The sequence below is a fragment of the Butyricicoccus intestinisimiae genome, assembly GCF_018918345.1.
GTDB lineage: Bacteria > Bacillota > Clostridia > Oscillospirales > Butyricicoccaceae > Butyricicoccus_A > Butyricicoccus_A intestinisimiae.
The window spans coordinates 377,631-392,623 of sequence record NZ_JAHLQI010000001.1 but is presented as its reverse complement, the minus strand read 5'-3'; the positions used below and the strand labels follow the sequence as shown (position 1 = coordinate 392,623).

The following is a 14,993-nucleotide window of genomic DNA, read 5'->3' as shown; positions in this document are numbered from 1 at the left end:
ATGGAATGGATAATATGAACAAACCTGAAGTTTTGGCGCCGGCAGGAGATATGGAGCGCCTGAAGTACGCCATTGCGTACGGCGCAGATGCAGTATATCTCGCCGGAAAACACTTTGGCATGCGCGCGGCATCCGGCAATTTTTCGGATGAAGAGCTGCGCGATGGCATCGCCTATGCGCATGAGCGCGGTGTCAAAATCTATGTGACGGTCAATATTTCTCCCAGATCTCCGGAGTTTCCGGAGCTGGAGGAGTATCTGAAAAAGCTGTATCTCTATCATGCCGATGCGATTATCGTGTCGGATTTGGGCGTCATTCGCGTAGCAAAGCGTATTGTTCCGAACATGCCGCTGCACATCAGCACGCAGGCCAGCATCCTCAACTATGAGGCGGCGCAGTTCTGGGTGGATATGGGCGCTGAGCGCATTGTATTGGCACGTGAGCTGACACTGAAAGAAATCAAAACCATCCGCGACCACATCCCGCCGGAGGTGGAGATCGAATGTTTTGTGCACGGAGCGATGTGCATTTCGTACTCCGGCCGCTGTCTGATTTCCAACTATACAACCGGCAGAGATGCGAACCACGGCGCCTGTGCGCAGTCGTGCCGCTGGAAATACGCGCTGATGGAAGAAAAGCGCCCGGGACAGTATTTTCCGGTCGATGAGGACGAGCGCGGCACGTATCTGTACAATTCCAAAGATATGTGCATGATTGACCACATTCCGGAGCTGATTGAAGCAGGTGTCACCTCGTTCAAAATCGAAGGCCGCGCCAAGACAGCGTATTACACCGCAGGTATTACCGCGTCGTATCGCCGCGCCATTGATGCATATTTTGAAAATCCGACACCGGATTTTAAGGTTCCGGAGGACATTCGAGAAGAAATCGGAAAAATCAGCCACCGCGAGTATTTTACCGGCTTCTACTTCGGCAGAGATCCGAAGGGTCAGTACTATCCGGATGTCATGTACATTCGAGACTGGGAAATCTCCGGTCTGTTTGACAGCTGCGATGAGGATGGCAACGCGGTTTTTGTTCTGAAAAACCGATTCTTCAGCGGCGACACACTGGAACTGATGCAGCCGGGCAAGCCGGTTTACTCGTTTAAGGTCGAGAACATGACCAACGATGACGGCGAAGTGCTGGATGCGGCGCGTTCGGCAATGATGCGCATTCATCTCAAATTCCCGTTCCAGGTTTCGGAGTTCTCGATTCTGCGCAAGGAAAAAGCGGCAAATCCGATTAAAAAAGCATAACACCCTTGACATCTCGTGGAAAAACTGTATAATAAAATTTGTTATACAACCAAAATGGCGATGACGAAATGAGACAGTGGATAAGCCTACTAGAGAGCAGGGGACGGTGGAAGCCTTGCAGAGCGGAACACGGTCAGCTGCTTCTGAGCTATTCGGAATAAACCGAGTCGTCTGCCCGCGTTAAGGGCTCACTGAGATGCCGCACAGCGGCAAATTAGGGTGGTACCGCGTAGAGCTATAGCCTTCGCCCCTATTGTTGGGGCGAGGGCTTTTTTGTTTGTATGACGGATATCGGTTGTTTAAAATTTATTTTAATATCATATGGAGGCAAATGTATGCATTACATGGGTTTGAATGAGATTCGTGAAAAGTTTCTCGAATTCTTTGAATCAAAAGGCCATCTGCGTCTGCCGAGCTTTTCGTTGATCCCGCAGGGCGATAAGTCCCTGCTGCTGATCAATTCCGGCATGGCACCGCTGAAGCCGTACTTTACCGGTGAGCAGGAGCCGCCGCGCCGCCGCGTGACGACCTGCCAGAAATGTATCCGTACCGGCGACATCGAGAATGTAGGCAAGACCGCTCGTCACGGCACCTTCTTCGAAATGCTCGGCAACTTCTCTTTTGGCGATTACTTCAAGGAAGAAGCCATCACTTGGAGCTGGGAGTTTCTGACCAAGGTAATGGAAATTCCGGAAGATCGTCTGTACCCGTCTATCTATGAAAACGATGACGAGGCATTTGAGATTTGGAACAAGAAGATCGGTGTGCCGGCGGATCGCATTTTCCGTTTTGGCAAGGAAGATAACTTCTGGGAGCATGGCTCCGGTCCGTGCGGTCCGTGCTCGGAGATTTATTTTGACCGCGGCGAAAAGTATGGCTGCGGCAAGCCGGGTTGTACCGTAGGCTGTGACTGCGACCGTTATATGGAAGTATGGAACAACGTATTCTCCCAGTTCAACAATGATGGCCACGGCAACTACACCGACCTGATTCAGAAAAACATCGACACCGGCATGGGCTTGGAGCGTTTGGCTGTTGTTATGCAGGACGTAGATTCCCTGTTCGATGTAGATACCGTTAAGAATATTACGGATCACGTGTCTAAGATTTCCGGCAAGACGTACGGCGAATCGTACAAGACCGATGTATCTCTGCGCGTTATCACCGACCATATCCGTTCCACAGTTATGATGATTTGCGACGGCGTTATCCCGTCCAACGAAGGCCGCGGCTACGTGCTGCGCCGTCTGCTGCGCCGCGCTGCCCGTCATGGCAAGCTGCTCGGCATCAACGAGCCGTTCCTGTACAAGGTATGTGATACGGTTATTCACGAAAGCGGCGGCGCATATCCGGCTCTGATTGAGAAGCAGGAGTACATTCGCAAGGTTATTCAGGTGGAGGAAGAGCGCTTCGATGCAACGGTTGACGCTGGTCTGTCCATTCTGCACGATATGATCGAGAAGGCAAAGAATGCAGGTTCTAAGGAGCTTCCGGCTGCCGATGCATTCAAGCTGCATGATACCTACGGTTTCCCGATTGATCTGACAATTGAAATTCTGGAAGAACAGGGCATGAGCACCGATCGCGACGGCTTTGACGCTCTGATTCAGGAGCAGAAGGAACGTTCCCGTGAGGACCGCAAGCGCATGGGCGATGTCGGCTGGGCTTCCGAAGATCTGGGTCTGGACAAGTCTCTCAAGACCGAATTCTGCGGATACACGCAGCTGGAAGCAGAGGGCAATGTACTCGCTCTGGTTTCTGAAGGCGAGAGCACGGATGCGGTTCGCGCCGGTTCCAAGGTAACCGTTGTTCTGGATAAGACCCCGTTCTACGCTGAGATGGGCGGTCAGGTACCGGATTACGGCACCATGTCCCACGGTGACTGCGAGATTGAAATTACCAATGTACAGAAAAACGGCGACGGCCGCATTTATCTGCACTCCGGTGTTGTAAAGAGCGGTGTTGTCAGCCGCGGCGACACGCTGGTATGCAAGGTTGACAAGGAACGCCGTCAGGCAATCTGCCGTTCTCATACCGCAACCCATCTGTTGCAGGAAGCTCTGCGTCAGGTACTGGGCAGCCATGTAGAACAGGCCGGTTCGTACACCGATGCTGACCATGTTCGTTTCGACTTCACACACTTTGCCGCTATGACGCCGGAAGAGATTGCAAAGGTCGAAAGCATCGTCAACAATATCATTCTGGAAGGTCTGGAAGTTCGCACCGACGAGATGCCGATTGAAGAGGCAAAGAAGCTCGGCGCAATGGCTCTATTCGGAGAAAAGTACGGCGACATCGTTCGCGTTGTTCGCGCCGGTGATGTATCCATCGAATTCTGCGGTGGCACCCATTTGGACAACACGGCAAAGGCAGGCATGTTCAAGATTGTCAGCGAAGCTTCTGTTGCCGCTGGTGTGCGCCGTATCGAAGCACTGACCGGCCGCAAGTTCTTGGAGCTGTTTGAGGAGCGCCAGAAGACCCTGAACGACACGGCAGCAGCACTCAAGACCACCCCGACCGATCTGGTTCAGCGTGCGGATCAGGTCGTTGAAGAAATTCGCGGTCTGACGCGCAATGTAGACAGCCTGAACAGCAAGATTGCAGAGATGAAGCTATCTGAACTGCTGAACGCTGCAGAAGACGTCAACGGCGTTTCTGTTATCGCAGCCAAGCTTGATGACACGCCGGAGGTTATGCGTTCGATTGGTGACATCCTCAAGGAGCGCAATGCAAATGGCGTTGCTGTTCTGGCAACGGTTACCGGTGAGAGCAAGATTCAGCTGCTGTGTGTAGCTGGCAAGGATGCTGTCAAGGCTGGTGCACACGCTGGCAAGATCATCAAGGAAGTTGCAAAGCTGTGCGGCGGTGGCGGCGGCGGTCGTCCGGACTCCGCATCCGCAGGCGGCAAGAAGCCGGAGAAGCTGGATGAGGCACTGCAGGCAGTTTGTTCTGTAGTTGCCGGTATTGTTAAGTAATCATAAGAATTTTATATTCTTTTTCCTTCAATAAAGGAGGTTTGTGGTAATGACTGATTGTTTGTTTTGCAAGATCATTTCCGGCGAAATTCCGTCCGTAAAGGTCTACGAAGACGAATACTGCTATGCATTCAATGATATTGCTCCGGCGGCACCTTCTCATTTTTTGGTGATTCCCAAGCAGCATATCCCGTCTGCTGCCGCAGTAACACCGGAAAACAGCATGATTGTCGCAAAGTGCTTTGAAGCAATTGCAAAAATCACAAAGGAAAAGGGCATTGAAAGCTTTCGCATTGTCTCCAACATTGGGGAACAGGCACAGCAGAGTGTATTCCATCTGCATTTTCATGTTCTGTCCGGCCGTGATATGACATGGCCTCCAGGCTAATGCGCATAGTTTGTTGATACAACTGAGGTGGTGTTCCGGAAAAGGAACACCACCTCGCTTTCTATCTAAAATGCTGGAAGAAGTGGATGAGTAAGCGATACAGCGCAATGTAGAGACATTTATCGGCTGTTTAAGGCAGATTTTGTGTAAAAACGTGATGAAAACTTAAAGTAAAATTTAATCCTTACACCAAGTTTACACCAATTGCATAAGATTGATTTTTCTTGTTTATCATCTAGCCGGGATTATTGGTATTATAGCCAACTTCCCTGCTTGTTAATTGCAAAGGGAAAGAAGCCAGGCATTTAATAATGCTTGGCTTCTTTCATGAATGATGAATGCCACGTTATACGCGAGCAAAGGATTTGCATCCAATAATCCGTCCCTTTTCATCACGAACAGTTTCGTTCACGATGAAAAAATCTGGACGATCACTGGCCCGTGCGACCAGAGCGGATACGATATAAATCGTATCATCGCAGATTTCCGGCATTGGATAAACATTGCCTTCACCGTCCACAAGCTGAATGTCACCAAAGACAGTCTTAGTGATTGGGATTCCATTGATAGTTCCAGTCTGCACAGTTTTTGATGTGCAGCGAGCCATACGCCCAGAAGGCTCGTGGACAGCAAATGTTTCCAATCCTCCGTCGGATGTCTCGCATTCGCGGACTACAGTTATTGCGTGCGGGGTCAGATTGACCACCTTTGCATTCTTGTTCATCATGATAATTTCCTCCTATTTAATAAATTCATAAAAAATATGTGGAAACAGTCAATAAAAAATCTACTAAAACAAATTTGGTATTCTGCTCAGATGACTTCATAAGTCTCTGATGTTTATTGTTCTTTCCTTTGATTGTGAGCAAAATTAGAAATTAAATTCTAATCTCGGAAAATAAATAAACTAAAAAAAGAACTCAAACAAATTAATGTTTGAGTTCTTCCTTTAAATAACGAACACACGTATTTGAATAATCAGGTTCTTATAGATCTTCCTCATCTAAATTTAATAAACTGATGGATTTTGGAGTCCTGTTCAAAGAGGTCTCTTGATCTGCAGAATTCTTCATTTGCCAATTCTGGACAGTTCGTGTATATGCATACACGATACCTAAACAGTAGCAGGCTTTTGCCAGATCTATCAAATAGGTTGATTGATTTTCCGCCACCAACCGCTCATAGATTTTCTTTGATCGGAATAATTCCTGTTCTGCTTTATCCTTTCGATCTGTATCTGCATACAGATTGCCCAAAAGGTAAATGCTGTCATTCAGACGGAAGAATACAGATTGGTCCGTGAAAAAGTTGAGAAACGAAAGTTGGCTGCCAAAAAAAAGCGGTAAACAGCAAACGAGCAAATTCTTTAGCAAAATATGAAAAAGATTTGGAGAAGATAAGTGTAAAAAGAATCCCTTTAGATAGACTGCGAACACTGGCTTTAGATGATAAACAGGATTGGTATCATCTCAATCTCAGCGAACGTTTTGCGTATGATGCTGATGAAAACACTGTACGAAGATGGATAGAGAGGATCTGAGCGAGAATGAAATTCGTGTTCTCGATAACAAAATTTATGCAGAAGAAAGCAAGAAAGCAGAAGCATATCCATATGGATTTGTTCCGACGTTTCATCGCTATCGCCTCACTGAATATGAAAAGAAAAAAGGACGAACCATTTTCGTGTGTAGCATGGCTGATCTGTTCGGCTCATGGGTGCCAGATGAATGGATTGAAGAAGTCTTTGCGGCATGTGAGAGAGCACTGCAGCATACATATTTATTTCTCACTAAAAATCCAAAGAGATACTTGACTTTGGCTTTGGCTGGTAAGCTTCCAGCTAAAGCTAATATGTGGTATGGAACCACAGCTACAACACCAGATGAAAATTTCTTTTGGGGAGGCGCATGGCATACATTTGTGAGCATTGAGCCGATACTAAGAGATTATAGCGGCGAAATTGGAAAAATGTGTGATACTTTTGCACAGTGGGTTATTATAGGAGCAGAGACTGGCAATCGGAAGGATAAAGTTGTTCCAGAAAAGAGTTGGCTGGATGAGATTGTGAAGACCTGTATTGAAAGTAACATCACAGTTTTCATGAAAGATAGTCTTGTCCCGATAGTGGGTGAAGAAAATATGTTTAGAGAACTCCTATGGGATAGAACAACATGGGAAAGCGAAAAAGGTCAGGAATGGCTTGATAGGTATTATCAAGCCATTGACTTTCGTGATACTAACCTTTATAATAAAATCAGAAGTAAAGAAACCAAGAAATAGGAATGCAAAGAAATGTGTTTGCATAAGATAAGAAAGAGGTAGTATTTATGCCTACAACTGTAACAGAAAGAGGGAACACAAAAATGAACAGAAAAGTTCTTAGTATTTCTTCAAAGCGACAGATCACAATTCCGCAAAAGTTTTATAAATCGCTTGGATTTGGTGATGAGGCAGAATGCGTTGTGCGAGGTGGTGAGCTTATTATTCGTCCAATTAAGACGGTTGCAGGTGGTGAATTTGCTGAACAGATTCTGGCCGATTTAATTAAGGAAGGCTTATCTGGAGAAAAACTGCTTGCAGAGTTCAAAAAACGTCAGGCACAGATTAGACCAGCTGCAGAAGCAATGCTTGCTAACGCTGAGGATATTGCGGCAGGTAAAGCTGAATATGCAACCTATGAAGATGTTTTTGGAACGGAGGATTGATTCATGCTACCAGTACGATTTGATCCTCCGGCAGCAAAGTTTATTAAGAAGTTGAAGGACAAAAAACTAAAGAAATTGTATCAAGAAGCTATTGACAAAATTAGAGAAGATTATACAATAGGCGAAGCAAAAAGTGGTGATTTGAGGGATTTTTATGGTTATGATATTTATTATAACAAGACCAATTATGAACTCGCATATACAATTGAGCACATAGATGGCGAATTGGTCGTTGTTGTTATGGCCGGAACCAGAGAAAATTTCTATAATGAACTAAAAAGATACATAAAAAGATAATGACGGATATAGCAAGAGCATCTATCAGATTTTTCCGATAGATGCTCTTGCTTATTAGAGATAATATATTGTATTGCTGTTTTCTTAATAAATACGAAGAATATCCACACTTTTTTGAAATTAGTAATTTAGTGCATTATGAATACCGGTTTGAAATCACTTATTTGAAGCATTCTCATTTGGTGATTCAGATGAAACCTCTTCCAAAGACGGAAAAACGAGATTCAACATATTTGCCGGATGATTACGTGAGTTTGCCGGATCGAATTAAAAACTCATTTCTTAAAATTTATCGTATTTTTAAAAAACTTAAGAAAAAATAACAAGATTATACGATTTATTGTGGCATAAGTTGATTTTCTTGTTAAACAACGAACACCCTCTGATGTAGTGAGATTTTCCTGCACCAGAGGGTATTTTTTAAGGATTATGATTTTCGTTTACGGTGATATTAGCCAGCGGGTTGCTTTCAAGTGCATTCTTTATATTCTAATCATTCACATGAACATAAATTTGCGTTGTATTTAAATTACTATGACCAAGAACTTCCTTTAAAACACGAACATCACCGGTGCTTTGATACATTAAGGTGGCTGCTGTGTGTCGTAATTTGTGAGCAGAATATTTTGCTGAATCCAGCCCCGCGGCAGCAATGTATTTTTTCACAAGAAGTAGTTCTACAGTACATTTTGTGATTCGATTTCTGTTCCGGCTTATAAACAATGAATCCTTATCGTTGGCTTTAGGTTCAATCCGACAGGGAAGATAAGCATTGATAGCATCAAGCAGTTTTCAGAATCTCTTGCGTGGGAAACGGAAGTTTGGATTGCCGATATGCCAGATCATATGATTCATCTAAATGGCGATAAATTTTTAGGACCGCGAAAGTCAGTAACCTACGACTAAAGCCGTGAACTGATAAAAGATCTTACAATACCACTCAAGCCGAGGTGTAAAAATACATCCCGGCTTTTGTCTTGGCCACTACCTAAAGACTGATATGTGAACTACCCTCACCTAAAGGTAGTGGGTTTTGTACCCTATATTATAAAGCAAAAAATATTTGCATTGCACTTGCAAAGCAAATAAATATAGTGCATAATATTAAATATAAGATATAAACAATGCATTTTAAGAGGAGTATTTTCTATGGCAACTAAAAAGAATATGACTCTGCGCATTGAGCCGGAGCTGAAGCGACAGGCAGCCGAACTTTTTCAGTCATTAGGAATGGATTTGAGCACTGCTACAGGTATTTTCTATCGTCAAGCATTACGCTATCATGGTCTACCGTTTGAAGTGCGTATAGACGAGCCAAATGAAACAACTTATCAGGCAATGAAAGTAGCGGAAAATGATGAGGACATGCATGGTCCGTTTAATAGTGTTGCAGACATGATGGAGGCTCTTAACGCTTAAATTGAAAGATATTGATATAGACAGAATAAGAGTTTCTGGATTTAATTAAATGCAGTGAAGAAATTTTTCTAAATCAGTTGATAAAATAGCTAATTTATAGTATAATTAAATTAGCTAAAACAAGGAGGCGATGGTATGATTACTGCAACCGCAACTGCAACTGAAATGCAGAATAATTTCGGAAGGTATCTGAATCTTGTGATGTCTGGACAGGAAATTATTGTAACAAAGAACGGACGGGAAGTTGGTCGTTTCATTCCGAAAGATGCTGCTGTATCTTATCTAACAGATTCTCTTACTGGAATTCTGAAGGAGGACTATAATTTGGATGAAGTCAAGGCGGAAAGCATGAGGGAAAAGTATGGTTCTGTTGATTGATACCAATATTGTGCTGGATGTTCTTCTGAATCGACCAGGATTCGTCAAAGATTCTTCGATGATTTGGAAGATCTGCGAGACGGAACAGGCAAAAGGATATATCTCTACATTGACCTATGCGAATATGATGTATGTCATGAGAAAGCAGCTTGATCCAGACCGGATTGAAGAAGTGTTTCGCAAGTTGAACCTCATTTTTGAATTTGCGGACTTTGGTTCTACTGTGTTGGAGAGAGCTGTGAACATGAAATGGAAAGATTTTGAGGATGCTGTTCAAAGTGCAACTGCTGAATCTGTTCATGCTGATTATATTATCACAAGAAATCTGAAGGATTTTACTCAAAGCAAAGTTATGGCGTTAATGCCGACTGAACTTCTAGCAAGAATCTAAAACAATGATACTGCTCAAGTCGAGGTGTAGAAATACATCTCGACTTTTTTATATTCATTTTTCAGAAAATCATCACGAGAGCGGGGGACAGAACAGAATGCCAATATTTTTCCTTCAACCGTGGCTTCATCATGGGGTATCATGTGTTGTAGTATCATGTATGGTACACATGATCTAGGGAGAAAAAACAAATTTATAGTATGTATGTGAAGCCTCACACGACTAAAGTCGCGTGCTTCCCCATAAGTGTATAAAATACACGTAGTCTCTTTAGGAGACAGGGACTGCGTTTCTGCATGTACAGCCTTAACTCAGAAATCTTATGCCACTAAGGACATAAGCTCCGCGTTAAGGTTAATTAATGTAGCAAACGTGCAGGTGCTTCTCTTACTGCACTGAGGAATTTTTGCCTCAATGAGCAACCATGAACTCTCATCCATGGATTTTATAATCTCACGTATAAAATATCTGGCACCAATGTTATATGATGCAGACAGATCACAGTTATATATTTTCCCATTTGGGAATTTACATATCTGATAGGCATTAAAACCGGCATCCTTGCCACGGAGAATGCGACCGCTGCCGTCATACGCAAGAGCGGAAGTTCCCCATACACAGACACGGCTTATGTGCATGCCTAACCTGTGGGCTTTGTTAGTCACAATCGACTGGACTTCCTGACTGCGCCAGAGCCTTATGCGCTGTTTCTTTGAACCGCGTACCCTGCCGATTTTGTCGAGATGTTCAAATACAATGACATCCGCATTGTAAGAGGCGGCGGTTTTAATAATAAACTCCGCAGCCTTCACCGAAATGTCATGGTTTATGCCTTTGACTTTTGCCCATAATCTAGGTGTTTTGTTATTTCCATTCTGCTGTGCCTTTTTAATACGGTTAATGCTGTGCATCAGATGGTCTGTTTCTTTAGGAAGTTTACAAAAATGTCTTCCGAGAATAGTGCCATCACTCTGCATCACGCTTACCGTGGCGGCCGTGTTTATGCCAATATCCACAGCAACAATAGTCTGATTGAACACCGTGGTGTCGTTGAGTGTACGTCTTTCTTCAAACGGAAAGTCCAAAAACCACTCATGGCCGCGTTTCTGGAGCGTCGGGGCGCACTGTTTACGGTCATGGCAGTGTTTAGTTATGTAGTCTATGTCGGATTTCCGCAGGTTGATGTTAATCCAGTCCCATGTATTGCGGGTGTATACCTTAACCTGTGCAGTGTAGTCCCCGGTCTGGTTATACATTCCAGAGCGGTACATTGAAGGGTAAACATATCCGGCTTTAGGTGGTGAAGGTCTTTTGCCGTTTGGCTTTTCTTCCCAGTTTTCAAGGCAGGCATTAAGAATGTAGTCCACAGCATGCCTGTATATGGCAACAGTCTCTTTGAAAATGCTGTTATAATGTTTGATTTTTACACTGTATGTGGTGTACATTTGCATGCTGCAGACCTCCTTTCCTATTTGTTTTTCTGGGAATTACTATAGCCTGCGACCTGTTCCAGACTTCTGTTGCTTACAGTTGCCACAAAGTATGATGGATTCCATAAATGCCCACCCCCAAAGCTGTTCTTTGATTTCTGGATGACTTAAAAACAACCATCTGGCGATATTACATTTGAGTATTTTTACAGCATCTGACAACCTAAGCTGCGGTTTGCAGTTTACAAGCAGATGTATGTGGTCTGGCATGACTTCCATTGCAATGACATCCATACTCAAGGATTTGAGCATTTCATTCAGATATTTCTTAACATCTGACTCGATTTTACCAATAAATACAGGTTTTCTGTATGTAGCAACCCATACGATATGGTATTGCAGGGAGTATACATATCCGCGACCATGTGTAACATCGTTTGGTGTCAAAAAATATATGTCTTTATTCATGTTTATATTATACTACATATGAGCATATTTTACAATGACAGAAGCCGCCTAACTCACGACTAAAGTCACGAGTGTGCGGCGGCTAATTATCAATTTTATCTGCGGATGCGGAGACCAGGAATTGTCAGAGTGTATTGTCTATGGACTCTATGTGCTATTTAATTCTACATTGTATGATAGATACTATCGTATCTTAAACGGAACTACGCAAGTGAGTTCCATCGAAGTTAATTCCATGCCAGTTCCTCCAATAAGTATTATTGAAACGATGGGAAAAGAACTAATTCGTTTTGATAATATGTCAACACAAGCATGTGATGAAATTTTGGAGAACTATATATAATTTGTTTAATTGTATATAATTTTAAACATTTTGTAAACAAAAAATCAAGTAAATTTATAAATTGTTTTGTAAAAAACTTAACAAAATCACGAATTCGTAGTAATATTATAGTTTGAGTCCTTTTTCTCGTTAATGATGATCTCTTCTCAGATGCGAAATCGAATCGTAACAGATGCCCGATTATCAGATTCAATCACACGAGAGTAATTTGTGCGGCTGGAGAATCTGCCAGAGTATCTTCGATGTATTTATTGATCGAAATCTGGTGAGCCGTAGCATAAATGAACAACTTCTTGTGCAACTCCGGAGAAAGTCGAACATTGAAGCTGCCTTTGAAGGCAATTTCGGGTTCTTTTCCCTCGGTCTTACAAGTTTCCAGATAATCATCAATAGCACCGTGAAAATCATCCAGAAGTTCTTTAGCATTTTCGCCCTCGTAAGAGATTAAGGAACGAATTCCCATAACCTTTCCATAGAAAACGCCATTTTCTTCGGAAAATTCAACACTTCCAACATAACCTTTATATTGAATAGTGTTATTCATAGATAAATCCCTTCCTTTGTCATAGGCTCCTCCCACTGCCTTTAGGCGGTGGGAGGAGCCTTGTAAATTATTACCCAATATGCTACAATAACCGTAGCAGTTTTTAAAGAGAAAACCGTTAGATGTGCTGCTCATCAAAGACACTCTTTTGTGCATTGACAAGATATGAGGTTGCAATACAAAACTCGCGTATTGCGTAAAATCTTATCCGTAATAAAATTCCTACTGTATAGCATGGGAAGTTTAGTACCTGATACAGTTACAGATGAGTATATCTTGTCTGTAAAGGGTGCTGTCAACCACCCTGTGATGTAACGCCATTTTAGGCAGCAATTCCTATTGGGGATAAAAGGTCGGAGGCGTAAGCCGTTACTACGACTGGGCAGTTACAAGCCCATTACCTTTAGGTGATGGGTAGTTGACATAAGACCCTCCTGTTCCAAAATTTCTATCAGTTGTTTGAGCTGATAGAATTTCAACTCTTTTTGTGGATGCAGTTTATGGAGCAATATGCTTCCATGTTCGTTGCTTACAAACATGACTCGGGAACCGCTTGTTTTGCCTTTGTTTGAGCGAATGTAAAGTTTTTAGGCTTTGACCTAAGACGCTGGATGAGTTTTTCTTTTTGTCCCATAACATATCCTTTCGTTATTAACAATATACACGATAATCAGAGAAGTTGCAACTAAAAATAGTTACAAATAACAAAGTGTAAACAGATTAACCAAAAGAATGTATTTCGAGCTGCTTAATAGATTCTTCGTCCAGCTTGACATACTCCTCAATATGTTCTTCGCTATCTTCTTCGACAATACACGGAAACCGTACTTTGTATCCACACTTAACTAAAAGCCCAGCAGCGAAATCTGCGATTTCTCCAATGTATTCCATACCCCACGGAAGATCTTCATCTTCTGTTAGAACTTGACACATTTGATACACCGCATTGTCGATTTCATCCAAGCGATCCAGATGTCCTCTGGACAGCTCCACATCTGCCTTTGCCACCTGAACCTTACGATCCAAATTTTCGTTCATCATAATAGTTTCCTCCTATCAATTGAATTCATAAGAAATATGCAAATTTCTCAAATTGGGAATTAAATTCCGAAAAAAAGACAACCTGTGTAAACTTAACTACACAAGTTGTCTTTTTTCTGATTTTAAAATTCAGCATTACAAAACTTGATATTTGTATTTATTCAAAATAAATGTAAATTTTTTGTAAACTCGGAAAAATAATGATTTTGCATGTATACGCAGTGTATAGTTATATTACTTTACACATAGCTAATTTTTTGGATTTTTTGAGTATTTACACAATAATTACTTGATTTTATTATAATTTGTTCATTTTTTAATTTTTATGGTATTTTCATTCTTTGTTTCTCAAAAAGCTGTTGGAAAATAGAAAAATGTTATTCTCATAAAAGAAATGGAGGTGTTTCTCTTATGAGCACAAAAAGACAGATGTAAAAATCTGTAAAAAATGTTTGTTAACAATAGAAGAAGCTGCTGCCTATTCTAGCATCGGAGTGAACAAACTCCGAGCACTTACAAATGACGAAACTTGTCCGTTTGTATTACATGTAAGTGCTAATAAACGCCTTATTAAACGAAAGGCGTTTGAAAAATTCATAAATAACAGCTATTCCCTTTAATTTTTCATAATTAAGCAAAGATTCTTGTGACTTTCAATTATTGTAACAATATTATTGACATGATATAATACAATAAGATTACAAGATGGGTCAATCTTTGCTTTAGTGTTTGAAAGGAGGCTATAATGCCAAAGTCAAGTAGACGAAAGGATTCTAAAGGTCGTGTTCTGAAGACTGGTGAATCCGAAAGAAAGGGATCGTATGTTGGGTATCAATACCGTTTTACAGATCCAATTACTCAAAAACGAGTAACAATATATGCTAAAACCTTTATTACTAATATTGTTAATGGTGGGGTGTCCGTAAAGAGTGCACAGTATCTAGCTGGTTATTCAAACGCTCAGGTAACTCTGGATGTATATGCGGATTCTAATGTTCAACAAGCTTGTGATGAATTATCATCTTTGTATCGGAAATCATTGGATTGAGCGGATGTAAAAACGCATTTATTTTATATGTATGATATTTGAACAAACACCAATATTATACACCATATATACACCAAATGCTCGTGAACGTTTATTAAATTATAACGCAGTATAGTTCTAAGTGATGTGATCGTATCAATTTTCATATTATAATTAAATGTTCTATAATTGAGTTTTTTGGTATTAGCGTAATTAAAGTAAAAATAATCTAAATACAAAATTTAATTTATATTTTATTATTATAATATTCCATATTGAAAATAAAAGATAAAATACATTTTGATTATTTGTTCGCTTATTTTTTAGC

At 41.8% G+C, this 14,993-nt stretch carries 18 protein-coding genes and 2 pseudogenes; 12 read left to right on the top strand and 8 right to left on the bottom strand.

Annotated features, from left to right (window positions below; genetic code table 11):
- Positions 1–5 precede the first annotated feature (5 nt).
- The 3 genes from KQI75_RS01975 (at position 6) to KQI75_RS01965 (ending at position 4,622) form a co-directional block, all read left to right on the top strand.
- Positions 6–1,259, top strand: coding sequence for a peptidase U32 family protein (locus tag KQI75_RS01975; RefSeq protein ID WP_407927176.1), 1,254 nt, complete (start codon positions 6–8; stop codon positions 1,257–1,259).
- 335 nt (positions 1,260–1,594) lie between these two features.
- The gene (gene alaS / locus KQI75_RS01970; protein ID WP_216468999.1) at positions 1,595–4,234 is read left to right on the top strand and encodes an alanine--tRNA ligase; all 2,640 of its coding nucleotides are present in this window, start codon (positions 1,595–1,597) and stop codon (positions 4,232–4,234) included.
- 49 nt (positions 4,235–4,283) lie between these two features.
- Positions 4,284–4,622, top strand: a complete 339-nt coding sequence (locus KQI75_RS01965) for a histidine triad nucleotide-binding protein (RefSeq protein ID WP_216468998.1) — start codon at positions 4,284–4,286, stop codon at positions 4,620–4,622.
- A 346-nt stretch (positions 4,623–4,968) separates the two neighbouring features.
- On the opposite strand, the gene KQI75_RS01960 is transcribed toward KQI75_RS01965, so the two are convergent.
- Positions 4,969–5,349 (bottom strand): hypothetical protein, encoded by a 381-nt coding sequence (locus KQI75_RS01960; RefSeq protein ID WP_216468997.1) that lies wholly within the window; start codon positions 5,347–5,349, stop codon positions 4,969–4,971.
- A 794-nt stretch (positions 5,350–6,143) separates the two neighbouring features.
- Here KQI75_RS01960 and KQI75_RS01955 point away from each other — a divergent pair.
- From KQI75_RS01955 to KQI75_RS01945, 3 genes are read left to right on the top strand one after another with little or no spacing between them, the layout of a single operon-like run.
- Entirely contained in the window at positions 6,144–6,902 is a 759-nt protein-coding gene (locus KQI75_RS01955; RefSeq protein ID WP_216468996.1) for a DUF5131 family protein, read from the top strand.
- 47 nt (positions 6,903–6,949) lie between these two features.
- Positions 6,950–7,327 (top strand): AbrB/MazE/SpoVT family DNA-binding domain-containing protein, encoded by a 378-nt coding sequence (locus KQI75_RS01950; protein ID WP_216468995.1) that lies wholly within the window; start codon positions 6,950–6,952, stop codon positions 7,325–7,327.
- A 3-nt stretch (positions 7,328–7,330) separates the two neighbouring features.
- On the top strand, positions 7,331–7,624 hold the full coding sequence (locus tag KQI75_RS01945) for a type II toxin-antitoxin system RelE/ParE family toxin (RefSeq protein WP_216468994.1): 294 nt from the start codon (positions 7,331–7,333) through the stop codon (positions 7,622–7,624).
- Positions 7,625–8,113: 489 nt separating this feature from the next.
- Here KQI75_RS01945 and KQI75_RS01940 read toward each other — a convergent pair whose 3' ends face one another.
- Entirely contained in the window at positions 8,114–8,377 is a 264-nt protein-coding gene (locus KQI75_RS01940; RefSeq protein WP_330655476.1) for a tyrosine-type recombinase/integrase, read from the bottom strand.
- Between KQI75_RS01940 and KQI75_RS13805 the strand changes: the two genes are divergently transcribed.
- The 4 genes from KQI75_RS13805 (at position 8,351) to KQI75_RS01920 (ending at position 9,812) form a co-directional block, all read left to right on the top strand.
- On the top strand, positions 8,351–8,530 hold the full coding sequence (locus KQI75_RS13805; RefSeq protein WP_407927180.1) for a BsuBI/PstI family type II restriction endonuclease: 180 nt from the start codon (positions 8,351–8,353) through the stop codon (positions 8,528–8,530). The genes KQI75_RS01940 and KQI75_RS13805 overlap by 27 nt on opposite strands.
- Positions 8,531–8,773: 243 nt before the next feature.
- Positions 8,774–9,043, top strand: coding sequence for a type II toxin-antitoxin system RelB/DinJ family antitoxin (locus KQI75_RS01930; RefSeq protein WP_216468993.1), 270 nt, complete (start codon positions 8,774–8,776; stop codon positions 9,041–9,043).
- Between the two features lie 135 nt (positions 9,044–9,178).
- Complete coding sequence (locus tag KQI75_RS01925) at positions 9,179–9,421, top strand: type II toxin-antitoxin system Phd/YefM family antitoxin (RefSeq protein ID WP_216468992.1); 243 nt, start codon at positions 9,179–9,181, stop codon at positions 9,419–9,421.
- Positions 9,405–9,812 (top strand): PIN domain-containing protein, encoded by a 408-nt coding sequence (locus KQI75_RS01920; RefSeq protein ID WP_216468991.1) that lies wholly within the window; start codon positions 9,405–9,407, stop codon positions 9,810–9,812. The genes KQI75_RS01925 and KQI75_RS01920 overlap by 17 nt, the downstream gene beginning before the upstream one ends.
- Before the next feature lie 320 nt (positions 9,813–10,132).
- Here the strand turns inward: KQI75_RS01920 and KQI75_RS01915 are convergent, their stop codons facing one another.
- The 6 genes and pseudogenes from KQI75_RS01915 to KQI75_RS01895 all read right to left on the bottom strand — a co-directional run bounded on the left by KQI75_RS01915 (position 10,133) and on the right by KQI75_RS01895 (position 13,638).
- Positions 10,133–11,263, bottom strand: a complete 1,131-nt coding sequence (locus KQI75_RS01915) for a transposase (protein ID WP_216468990.1) — start codon at positions 11,261–11,263, stop codon at positions 10,133–10,135.
- Between the two features lie 17 nt (positions 11,264–11,280).
- Positions 11,281–11,349 carry a hypothetical protein gene (locus KQI75_RS13735; RefSeq protein ID WP_330655475.1) on the bottom strand — a complete coding sequence of 23 codons (69 nt, stop codon included), beginning with the start codon at positions 11,347–11,349 and terminating at the stop codon, positions 11,281–11,283.
- 79 nt (positions 11,350–11,428) lie between these two features.
- Positions 11,429–11,710: pseudogene (gene tnpA, locus KQI75_RS01910) on the bottom strand (IS200/IS605 family transposase); the annotation flags it as partial.
- Between the two features lie 536 nt (positions 11,711–12,246).
- A complete protein-coding gene (locus KQI75_RS01905; protein WP_330655455.1) occupies positions 12,247–12,732 on the bottom strand; it encodes a type II toxin-antitoxin system HicB family antitoxin in 486 nt (161 codons plus the stop codon).
- 251 nt (positions 12,733–12,983) lie between these two features.
- Entirely contained in the window at positions 12,984–13,136 is a 153-nt protein-coding gene (locus KQI75_RS13535) for a hypothetical protein (protein WP_246566308.1), read from the bottom strand.
- A 181-nt stretch (positions 13,137–13,317) separates the two neighbouring features.
- Positions 13,318–13,638, bottom strand: coding sequence for a hypothetical protein (locus KQI75_RS01895; RefSeq protein WP_216468989.1), 321 nt, complete (start codon positions 13,636–13,638; stop codon positions 13,318–13,320).
- Between the two features lie 428 nt (positions 13,639–14,066).
- On the opposite strand from KQI75_RS01895, the pseudogene KQI75_RS01890 reads away from it, so the two are divergent.
- Together KQI75_RS01890 and KQI75_RS01885 are read left to right on the top strand one after the other, a co-directional pair.
- Positions 14,067–14,258 (top strand): annotated as a pseudogene (locus tag KQI75_RS01890) (excisionase); the annotation flags it as partial.
- A 125-nt stretch (positions 14,259–14,383) separates the two neighbouring features.
- Positions 14,384–14,686 carry an integrase DNA-binding domain-containing protein gene (locus tag KQI75_RS01885; RefSeq protein WP_216468988.1) on the top strand — a complete coding sequence of 101 codons (303 nt, stop codon included), beginning with the start codon at positions 14,384–14,386 and terminating at the stop codon, positions 14,684–14,686.
- The last annotated feature ends 307 nt before the right edge of the window (positions 14,687–14,993 follow it).